Annotated in this window: 6 protein-coding genes; 2 read left to right on the top strand and 4 right to left on the bottom strand. The window is 52.9% G+C overall.

Features of this window, described 5'->3' with window-relative positions:
- A partial coding sequence (locus tag CGZ75_RS25760; RefSeq protein WP_425436459.1) for a beta strand repeat-containing protein occupies positions 1 to 5017 on the bottom strand: 5017 nt, incomplete at its 3' end.
- A gap of 681 nt (positions 5018 to 5698) precedes the next feature.
- On the opposite strand from CGZ75_RS25760, the gene CGZ75_RS09090 reads away from it, so the two are divergent.
- Positions 5699 to 6778: a glycosyltransferase family 2 protein gene (locus CGZ75_RS09090; protein ID WP_245850751.1), complete on the top strand. Its 1080-nt coding sequence runs from the start codon at positions 5699 to 5701 to the stop codon at positions 6776 to 6778.
- Positions 6779 to 7611: 833 nt separating this feature from the next.
- Here CGZ75_RS09090 and CGZ75_RS09085 read toward each other — a convergent pair.
- A complete protein-coding gene (locus tag CGZ75_RS09085; RefSeq protein WP_089523876.1) occupies positions 7612 to 8118 on the bottom strand; it encodes a hypothetical protein in 507 nt (168 codons plus the stop codon).
- A gap of 477 nt (positions 8119 to 8595) precedes the next feature.
- On the opposite strand from CGZ75_RS09085, the gene CGZ75_RS09080 reads away from it, so the two are divergent.
- Positions 8596 to 9345, top strand: a complete 750-nt coding sequence (locus tag CGZ75_RS09080) for a C40 family peptidase (RefSeq protein ID WP_089523875.1) — start codon at positions 8596 to 8598, stop codon at positions 9343 to 9345.
- Between the two features lie 127 nt (positions 9346 to 9472).
- Here the strand turns inward: CGZ75_RS09080 and CGZ75_RS09075 are convergent, their stop codons facing one another.
- Entirely contained in the window at positions 9473 to 9751 is a 279-nt protein-coding gene (locus CGZ75_RS09075) for a barstar family protein (protein WP_176444738.1), read from the bottom strand.
- Positions 9752 to 9840: 89 nt separating this feature from the next.
- Positions 9841 to 10278: a ribonuclease domain-containing protein gene (locus CGZ75_RS09070; protein ID WP_089523873.1), complete on the bottom strand. Its 438-nt coding sequence runs from the start codon at positions 10276 to 10278 to the stop codon at positions 9841 to 9843.
- Between the last annotated feature and the right edge of the window lie 146 nt (positions 10279 to 10424).

The raw sequence follows: 10424 nt of genomic DNA, 5'->3' as shown, positions 1-10424 counted from the left end.
TTCCCATGAGTCCAGTCGCTCCGGTCGAACCAGTAGAACCGGTATCGCCAGTAGCGCCGGTCAGTCCAGTGTTACCAGTAGTTCCGGTGAATCCAGTTACTCCAGTCGAACCAGTCGAACCTGTAGAGCCAGTGTCGCCAGTGGCACCGGTTGATCCGGTGCTGCCAGTAGTTCCTGTGAATCCAGTCACTCCCGTCGAACCTGTCGATCCAGTTACGCCAGTAACGCCGGTTGTTCCGGTGTTGCCAGTAGTTCCTGTGAACCCAGTCGCTCCGGTTGAACCTGTCTCACCGGTATCGCCAGTAACGCCGGTCGTACCGGTACTGCCAGTCGCTCCCATGAGTCCAGTCGCTCCGGTCGAACCAGTAGAACCGGTATCGCCAGTAGCGCCGGTCAGTCCAGTGTTACCAGTAGTTCCTGTGAATCCAGTTGCCCCAATCGAACCAGTAGAGCCCGTGTCACCAGTAACGCCGGTTGATCCGGTGCTGCCAATAGCGCCCGTGAACCCGGTAGCTCCAGTCGAACCTGTAGAGCCAGTGTCGCCAGTCGCTCCTGTGAATCCAGTCGATCCAGTTGAACCTGTAGAGCCGATCTCGCCAGTGACCCCCATAACCCCGGGCGAACCAGTAGAGCCGGTAACCCCAGTGTTGCCAGTAGCGCCAGTCGCACCTGTAGAGCCGGTGTCGCCAGTGAAGCCGGTAGTTCCGGCGATACCAGTAGCTCCCGTGAGCCCAGTCGTTCCAGTCGCACCTGTAGAGCCGGTGTCGCCAGTGGCGCCGGTTGGACCAGTGTTGCCAGTAGTTCCTGTGAACCCAGTCGCTCCCGTCGAACCAGTAGCGCCGATGATTCCAGTGTTGCCAGTAGCTCCGGTGACTCCCGTAGCTCCGGTGTCACCAGTGAAGCCAGTCGCTCCTGTGAGTCCAGTCGCTCCAGTCGAGCCTGAAGAGCCGATGTCACCAGTAGCGCCGGTTGATCCGATGCTGCCAGTAGCCCCCGTGAACCCAGTAGCTCCAGTCGAACCTGTAGAGCCGGTGTCGCCGGTTGGACCAATGTTGCCAGTAACCCCTGTAAATCCAGTCGCTCCGGTCGCACCTGTAAAGCCGGTGCCGCCAGTGGCACCGGTCGTTCCGGTGCTGCCAGTAGTGCCTGTGAGTCCGATGGCTCCCGTCGAACCAGTAGAACCGGTGTCGCCAGTAGCACCGGTTGGTCCAGTGCTGCCAGTAGCCCCTGTGAACCCAGTCGGCCCAGTCGAACCATTAGAGCCGATGTCGCCAGTAACGCCGGTGGATCCGGTGCTGCCAGTAACTCCTGTGAATCCAGTTACTCCAGTGTCACCTGTAGCACCAGTAATGCCTGTAGTTCCTGTAGTTCCTGTAGTTCCTGTAGTTCCTGTAGTTCCTGTGCTACCAGTAGGCCCCGTGAACCCAGTCGGTCCGGTTGAGCCAGTATTGCCAGTAGTGCCTGTGAGTCCGGTGGCTCCCGTCGAACCTGTAGAACCGGTGTCGCCAGTAGCACCGGTTGATCCGGTGCTGCCGATAGGCCCTGTGAACCCAGTCGGTCCAGTTGCACCAGTAGAGCCGATGTCGCCAGTAACGCCGGTGGATCCGGTGCTGCCAGTAACTCCTGTGAACCCAGTCGCTCCGGTCGAACCTGTAGAGCCGGTGTCGCCAGTAGCGCCGGTTGGACCAGTGTTGCCAATAGTTCCTGTGAGTCCGGTCGCTCCAGTCGAACCTGGAGTGCCAGTGTCGCCAGTGGAGCCGGTAACCCCGGTAGAACCTGTCGCGCCGATAGGTCCAGTTGGTCCGATTTCACCAGAAGCCCCTGTGAGTCCGGTAAAGCCGGTAGCGCCCGTTGCCCCAGTAGGCCCGATGCCACCAGTAGCGCCAGTATTGCCGGAAGTACCAGTAGCCCCCGTGAATCCGGTAAAGCCAGTGGAACCCGTAGCACCTGTAGAGCCGGTATTTCCTGTTGCCCCATTGGCGCCCGTAATGCCGATAGCACCGGTATTTCCCATCGCCCCTGTTACCCCAGTATTCCCCATTTCACCGGTTGCACCTGTGCTACCGGTGAAACCGTTGGCTCCGGTGGGGCCAGTATTGCCAGTCTGCCCAGTGATTCCCGTAATTCCAGTGCCACCAGTAGGCCCGACCTCTCCAGTAGTTCCTGTGTTACCAGTAAGACCGGTAGAGCCAGTGAATCCGGTAATACCCGTGGCGCCGGTCGTACCAGTAGAGCCGATCGTACCTGTGCTCCCGGTAAAGCCAGTTGAACCTGTTTCGCCTGTGACACCAGTCGTTCCGATTTCTCCGGTTGCGCCTGTACTGCCTGTAGAGCCCGATGCTCCAGTAGCCCCTGTTAGTCCAGTAGCTCCGGTAGTACCTGTGGTGCCAGTGATGCCGGTGGTCCCAGGAAGACCGATGCCACCAGTTGCGCCAGTGATACCGGTAGCGCCAATAGGTCCAGTTGGTCCAGTTGGTCCGATCTCACCTGAAGCCCCTGTGAATCCGGTAAAGCCTGTCGCGCCTGTGGATCCGGTAGGCCCGATGTTTCCAGTTGCGCCCGTGACGCCCGTTGGTCCGGTATGACCGGTGACTCCAGTAAAACCGATAGTTCCGGTTACCCCGGTAAAGCCAGTTGGTCCGATCTCACCAGTGAAACCCGTAGTGCCGGTTGCACCTGTGCTGCCAGTAAAGCCAGCATTTCCAGTGGATCCGGTAGGCCCGATGTTTCCGGTTGCACCTGTAATTCCCGTTGGTCCGGTATGACCTGTGACGCCAGTAAAGCCTATTGTTCCGGTTGCCCCAGTAAAGCCAGTCGGTCCGATCTCACCGGTAGCACCAGTGGAGCCGGTAAAGCCGACTGGACCCGTCGCCCCGATTGCCCCAGTATTTCCGGTGCCTCCAGTTACACCTGTGTTGCCAGTAACTCCAGTACTGCCAGTAATACCTGTAGCTCCCGTAACGCCGGTAGAGCCAATCTCACCTGAGACGCCTGTGCTGCCAGTAAAGCCAGTAATTCCAGTTGCACCCGTGGAACCAGTAGGCCCGATCACACCCGTGATTCCGGGAGAGCCTGTAGCGCCGGTGTCACCAGTAGGCCCGAAACCACCGGTTGGGCCAGTGTTTCCGGTATACCCGGTTGCGCCAGTAAAACCGATTAATCCCGTCGCCCCGGTATTTCCGGTGCCACCGGTAAAACCGGTTGCTCCGGTAGGACCTAATCCGCCGGTGACGCCAGTGACGCCAGTGGGTCCGATCACACCCTGGACGCCAGTGCTGCCAGTAAAGCCAGTCGAACCGATCGCGCCGGTGATGCCAGTATGGCCAGTGGCTCCAGTACTTCCGGTAAAACCGGTCGATCCAGTCTCACCCGCGGCACCAGTACTGCCAGTAAAGCCAGTAGTTCCAGTTGCGCCCGTGGAACCAGTAGGTCCGATCTCGCCGGTGGCACCAGTGCTGCCCGTCAAACCAGTGGCTCCAGTAGTTCCAGTAGGTCCGATCCCACCAGTCGCACCAGTGCTGCCGATCAAACCGATAGCACCCGTCGCACCTGTTACCCCAGTAGGCCCAATCTCTCCGGTGGTACCAGTCATTCCGGTCAAACCAGCAGAGCCGGTAGAGCCCATCACGCCCATGGGGCCTGTCGGCCCGATATTTCCAGTGTCCCCTGTGGCACCAGTTGCCCCGGTAGATCCAGTATTTCCAGTTGTCCCCTTGATTCCAGTGACTCCGGTCTCACCAATGGTACCAGTGACACCGGTAGAGCCACTTGGTCCCGTCACCCCAGTGACACCAGTTTTTCCTATGTCCCCAGTGTTGCCCGTATTCCCAATAGCCCCGGTTGATCCTATAGCGCCCGTCGAGCCAGTAGGTCCTAGTTCTCCAGTGGCACCAGTGATGCCAGTAGAACCGGAAGTACCTGTCGCGCCTGTTATACCTGTAGGTCCGGCCTCACCAGTAGCACCAGTGTTTCCTGTGGCTCCGGTTATACCAGTCATACCAGTGATCCCGGTAAGACCAGTAGATCCAGTGATACCAGTAGGGCCGGTAGTTCCCGCAGCGCCTATCATACCTGTAGGTCCGATCTCACCAGTTGAACCTGTGCTACCAGTAGAGCCAGTAGTTCCCGTAAGGCCAGTAGATCCAACTCCTCCGGTGGCACCAGTACTTCCTGTCAAGCCGGTAGTACCAGTAGGGCCGGTAGTTCCTGTATCACCGATGGCACCAGTAGCCCCTGTGCTTCCAGTAGAGCCAGTGGCTCCCGTATTGCCTGTCGATCCGGTAGATCCCGTCGGGCCAGTGGTACCTGTGATTCCGGTAACTCCGGTGATGCCAGTGGAGCCGATCGGTCCGATCTCACCAGTAGCCCCAGTGCTACCAGTAGAGCCGATAGCTCCAGTAAGACCGGTGACGCCAGTTGGGCCAGTGATACCTGTAACTCCAGTAAAACCGATTCCGGTCGCCCCGGTGAAGCCAGTAGGCCCAATCCCACCGGCGGGGCCAGTGTTGCCGATCAAACCGGTAGACCCCGTCGCCCCAGTGTTACCAGTTAAACCGGTAGATCCAGTAGCCCCTGTAGAACCAGCAGTTCCGGCTAAGCCAGTGGCACCGGTTCTGCCAGTCGAACCAGTATTGCCGGTAGAACCGGTCGACCCTGTCGCGCCAATCGGTCCGATTTCACCAGTGTTACCGGTGCTGCCAGCAGGCCCAATTAAACCAGTGGCTCCCGTCGCGCCAGTTAATCCAGTAGCTCCGACACTTCCAGCGGCCCCTGTTATTCCGGTAAAGCCAGTGACCCCAGTCGACCCAGTAGCTCCAGTATTTCCGGCGACACCTGTGGTACCAGTCGCCCCTGTAGATCCGTCCACACCAGTCGGCCCAATGCTCCCAGCAGGACCGATTGCTCCTCGTTCACCAGTAGACCCGGTCGCGCCAGTCGCTCCAATCGTACCAATAGAACCCGCTGCCCCAGTAGGGCCAGTCACGCCCGTGGGGCCGATCGTCCCAGGATCTCCCACCCTCCCAGTTGCGCCAGTAACACCGGTACTTCCAGCAATGCCAGTAGCTCCAGCTCCAGTAGCTCCCGTAACCCCAGTAACCCCAGTCGCACCTTGCGGACCATCGCAGCCTCTTGGCCCTCTTGGCCCGACAGGACCTCGTTTGCATTTCTTTCCTTTAGAGCAGTGGCATTTTTTTTTGCATGGTTTATGCGACCCGGAACCATCGCAAGAGCATTTCTTTTTTCGTTTAATTGGGACATGTTTTTTATCTGAATGCATCAATATGCTGAGCTTTTTTGCAGGTTTTTTGCGGGATCGACTTGTCTTGCTTGAGGAGCCGGCCTGTTGTATCGGAAGCTTCATCGCTCTGCGCTTAGCAGTTGCACTATCAGGACTAGGACGGGTACGTCCTGCGGATGATTGAGAATGCTGTTGTTTTCCACGAGCGGATTTCCGCTTCAACACTCGTTTCCGTCCATTGGTTGTCACCCGTTTATCGCCCCATCCCGATAAAATCTACACGAATCTCAGGCAATCTGAATTTGTTCGCTTTTGTGTTATATGTACTCCGCCTTTGTCCTGGTGCGTGAGAGGAGGGCGGCGGCTTAATAGGGGTTGCGAATCGCTGCTGCCAGCAGTCCCGATTTGATGTCATGAGCCTTTGAGCGTCGGAATACGGATTAAGTAGGAGGGATGATCTTGATTACGATAAGTCTGTGCATGATTGTAAAAAATGAGGAGGCCGTCCTTGCACGGGTACTTGAATCCGTAAAAGGGGTTCCGGACGAGATCATTATCGCGGATACCGGCTCTACGGATCGAACCGTGGAAATTGCCAAGTCGTTCGGGGCGCGGGTGGAGCGCTTTGAATGGGTGGATGATTTTGCCGCTGCGCGTAATTTCTCATTTTCCAAGGCGACTAAAGATTATATTTTATGGCTGGATGCAGACGATTATTTGAATCAAAAGGATGCTGTAATGCTGAAAAATCTCAAGCAAACCCTCGATCCTGCTATTTCCCGGGTCACTATGCCTTATGTGTTAAGTCGCAGCGCCTCGGGAGAAGCGCTCTCAAGTTTGAGACGCAACCGCCTGGTGCGGCGGGACTGCAAATTCGAGTGGATCGGGGCAGTTCATGAGTATTTGAATGCGTATGGTCAACATTTGGATCTGGATGCCGAAGTGCAGCATGACAAGGACAAGGCCTATACGGACCGGAATTTGCGCATTTATAGGAGTAGGAGGGAGCAGGGCGAGGAATTTAATATTCGTGATCTCTATTATTTTGCGAATGAGCTTAAAGATCATGGTCATAACGACGAAGCTGCTATTCATTACGAGACGATGCTGAGGACAGGCGAAGGTTGGGTGGAGGACAACATCCAAGCATGTATAAAGCTGTCAGCTTGCTATTCGGCACTCAACCAGCCCGAGCTGCGCTTGCAGTCCGCACTCCGGGCGCTTTCGTACGATACGCCGCGGCCTGAGGTATGCTGTTCCATCGGCAATGCGCTTTTCGATGCTGGAAGCTACACCGTCGCCGCATACTGGTATGACCTTGCGGTGACGACTGAGCCTCCTGCTACGATGGGGATGTCGGACCGATCCTCCAGCACCTGGTATCCACATCTGCAGCTCTGTCTATGCTATGACAGGTTAGGCTTATATTCTAAGGCACATACACACAACGAGGAAGCGCTTAAGCTATTTCCTGGCCACCCAAGCATGCTACACAACCGAACTTATTTTAAGGATACTCATGGGCTTTTACCTAATTAGAAAATGGCATCGGGAAGAATGCTTCTGAACAAGCCTAAACAGAGAAGAAGGTACAGCGCCTCGAGGGATTTGAGGATGCTATGCCTTCTTTTGTATAATGTGAACATCTTTGATTAGCAGGTAAGCAGAAAGAATAGCTGTAAATATTCAGGTACTACTTAGGTACCTATATAGGTAAATGAAAAACGTCCGAATAATTCTGCGCTGTGCAGGATCATCGGGGCGTGCTTCTCCTCTCGATTTGAATGGAATAGGGTTTGAACTCGTCTTTCGTGGGCAACGCAACTTTTTTTGTACGATTTATCGTATAAAATTCGGTTTATAGCCGCCTCTTTTCAATACTTTGTGTGATAAAACATACAAAGCTCAGCTTTCGTCGCCTATGCCCAGCCATTTTGAATGATTTATCGTACAAAATCCAAAAAATCAGCACGGCCCGAATGCATGTTGAGTGAAAAATCATACAAATTGTGCATGACCACATCAATACGAGACTGACTTGGTTACGACTTATGCCTATCTAAGCCGCAGTTGCCCCGACAAGGCTGAGACAAGCGAAGGGAGCAGCTCCTACTACTGCTTCATGATCGTCGAAACCACACTGCGCATACGAGCGAATTGCCGGGCTCCTTCCGTCGTTCGAAAACTCCCGGAAACCTTCTGTTTGACAACAGCCAAACACAAGTCTCGCTTCGCTTGATTTCTCGCTTCGCTTGATTGTTGTTAAACGGGACCTGGTCATTCGAATAGTGCGCCCTAGCTAAATTTAGAGGTACCTAAGTAGTAACAATATTCAAGTTGGTAGTAATGTGATTTTTCAGAATTCGGTCCCATTATTCCGGATAATAAATTCTCAACGAGGTATTAGTACTAGTAAATCTTAAAGGAACGGCATTCGAACTATAATAAAAAACATATGATTTCTTACCACCAAAGAAATCATATTCGCAAGATATGGTAAATCTCATTTGGGCATTTGTAGGGAAATTAGGATTTGGAGGAACCTCGTTATCCTTAATACTAAAGAACAGAACTGAAGTGCTTGTGTCCTGCCATTTGAGAGGTAACTCAATATGCGTTTTACCCTGGCTTGGAATGTTGAGTGGGGTCGGAGTTACTTTTGTCATAGTAGATTCAATAAAATTGAATTGGTAGTTTGTATGGTTGTAAACATCGAAGCCTTGAGTAGCGAGAATAACTAACTGATCCGGCTCCTCGCTTTGAGTTGAAGTTAAAAAGGCCTGGGTGACTATAACTAGCAGAATAAATAAAATCAGTATAATGCCGATGCTCTTCCCATTTGGATTTACTCGCTGTTGTTCATAGCCGTTATTGTTCATCTTCAGTCTCCTTCGTTCTATGAGAGTATTCAGATTATAGTAATATCTTATGTAATAGGAAGAGTGAGGTCCGGGCTTTATAAATTGCACTCTAAAAAAGGCTTTTAATACATCAACTTCAAATTCAAAAGGGGCCTTCCATAGTCATCCCTAGATGACTATGGAAGGCCCCTTCGTACCTTTACTAAAATGGAAGTGTGATCCACCATTCAATTCCTCTTTGAATTACCCTATCCTGGAGGCGGACGCCATAAAAGTCCAGCTACCGCAACGTCTAAACCTGATCCTCCACTAAAATACACAGCTTTTTAGAGCCTACGACCGCCTCGCCTCCAAATGTGAGAGCTTTCTCATATTTTTCTAACAAAGGTCAAAGAAGCCAGTCTCTAATTGGCTTTTTGTTCTTTGTGGAAAAATATAGTTACTTTCATTTCTGATATGCTGTGTTCCAGACAAACCCAAGGAGGCTACAACTAGATGAACAACATATGGGTCACGAAAAAGCTGGTCGGAGCAACGCTATGTGCAACACTGGGGTTTAGCGTGATCGGAGCGACATGGATGCCGGTTACTCAGACGGTGTCCGCAGCTGTATCCTATGATACTAAAATTACTTATGGCGTAAACATGCGGGAGCAGGCAAGCGTCAATTCATCCAAAATACGTATGCTTAAAAAAAGTGAGCAGGTAAATGTCGTCGGCCATGCAGGAACTGGCTGGCTGAAAATACAAACAAAGCAGGGCGAGAGCGGGTTCATTTCCTCGGATAGCAAATATTCCACGCATGACGAGACCCATACAGACGATGGTGGGCAAACAACTCAGCCGGGAGATGCGTCATCCAAGCGCAACCAGGTCGTTGAGCTTGCCAAGAGCTACATGGGACGGGTCTCGTATGAATTCGGCGTTCGTAATACATCCCAGCTGATCTTCGACTGCTCCTCGTTCACTGAGTTTATTTACGATAAAGTGGGCGTTGATCTCAAATGGGGGACAAGCTCTCAGAAGCTCCAGGGCAAAGCGGTGAGCCGTGCCAATCTGCAAACGGGCGATCTGATCTTCTTCGACTCAATCGGCAGCAATAACGGTGCAATTAACCATGTCGGCATCTACATGGGGAACGGTCAGTTCATCCATAACGCACCTTCCGCGGATGGCGTTAAAATAGACAACCTGAACTCCGGCTGGTGGAAAGACCGCTACGTCTCTTCCCGCAGCGTACTCTAGTCCCGCTTCAAATCGCTTCTATGACACGAAATTGCCATGGCTTCTCCATAAGCCACAGCTTTCACAGACAAAAGGCAGTCTCCGTCATCACCGGTTCATACCGGGATGACGGAGACTGCCTTTTACACTATTCCTCCACCACAACCGTGAATCCCGCTACTTCGGTCTCCATGTCCTTCAGCAGCTCTAGGAGTGATTCAGCGCTACGGTTGCCAAGCTTCGCCGTGCTCTCCTTATAGTGCGACCATCGGATACGAATCGGTGGCTCGCTGTAATCCTGCAGGCAATCGAACAAGGCATCCAGATTACGGCCGTAATAATCGGGAAAAGCTAATTCCCTAGCAAATAAGTCATGCACATCGTCCATAGACGCAAGTTTTTTTCCATTTAGCAGAAGCTCTTTCATTGCTACACCTGCTTTCTTGATTCCTAGCTGGGAAGACCAAGGGACCTGCCGCTTGGACAAGTCCCTTTTTCCTCATTTTAACATGTTATCTACCATTTTTTAAAGGAAGCGTAATGATCGTCTGTTGAATAGTACAGCCCGTCATTGGAATATAACACACGAGAAGCGTTGCGGCAGCCAGATGTATAGTAGGCGTCCGCTTCACGCCAGGTGCGGCCGCTTTTCGCTGGCAGCAAGCCCTCGCGGTTTTGGAACACGTCTCCGCCGATACTGTACCCCGCAGCAACAGTAGCTAGATTGCATTTGCTGGATACCCAGCCCTTACTGGATGCCTGGCTTTTCGTCAAAAAGTTAGGCGGGAGCTTACCGTTGGCTTTCAAATAACTGATGATACCAGCGAAATCTGTCGGCCCTGAAACAGCGGCCTCGGCGTTAGGAACAGGCGACAGCCCCAGCGGCTGCGCGCTGCCCAGCACCAGGGAGAAGATTAGTGCGGCGCAAGCAAAAAGTCTTACAAAAGCTTTCATTACTTCATACCTCCTGACAGGATTGGGATTTGACTGCATGTGCATTATACCAATAATTCCCTCACACAAAGCTATACATTTTGTAAAAGATGCATCTGTCAGCTTGTATAAAGGGGACAGGGGATGAATTGGATTTTGCTGGATTA

It is taken from the genome of Paenibacillus herberti (assembly GCF_002233675.1).
GTDB lineage: Bacteria > Bacillota > Bacilli > Paenibacillales > Paenibacillaceae > Paenibacillus_O > Paenibacillus_O herberti.
This window is presented reverse-complemented; position numbering and strand designations above follow the sequence as displayed.

Coding starts and splice junctions, on each gene's coding strand:
- CGZ75_RS09070 (WP_089523873.1), bottom strand. CDS start 10,278: ATGAAAGCTTTTGTAAGACTTTTTGCTTGCGCCGCACTAATCTTCTCC.
- CGZ75_RS09075 (WP_176444738.1), bottom strand. CDS start 9,751: ATGAAAGAGCTTCTGCTAAATGGAAAAAAACTTGCGTCTATGGACGAT.
- CGZ75_RS09080 (WP_089523875.1), top strand. CDS start 8,596: ATGAACAACATATGGGTCACGAAAAAGCTGGTCGGAGCAACGCTATGT.
- CGZ75_RS09085 (WP_089523876.1), bottom strand. CDS start 8,118: ATGAACAATAACGGCTATGAACAACAGCGAGTAAATCCAAATGGGAAG.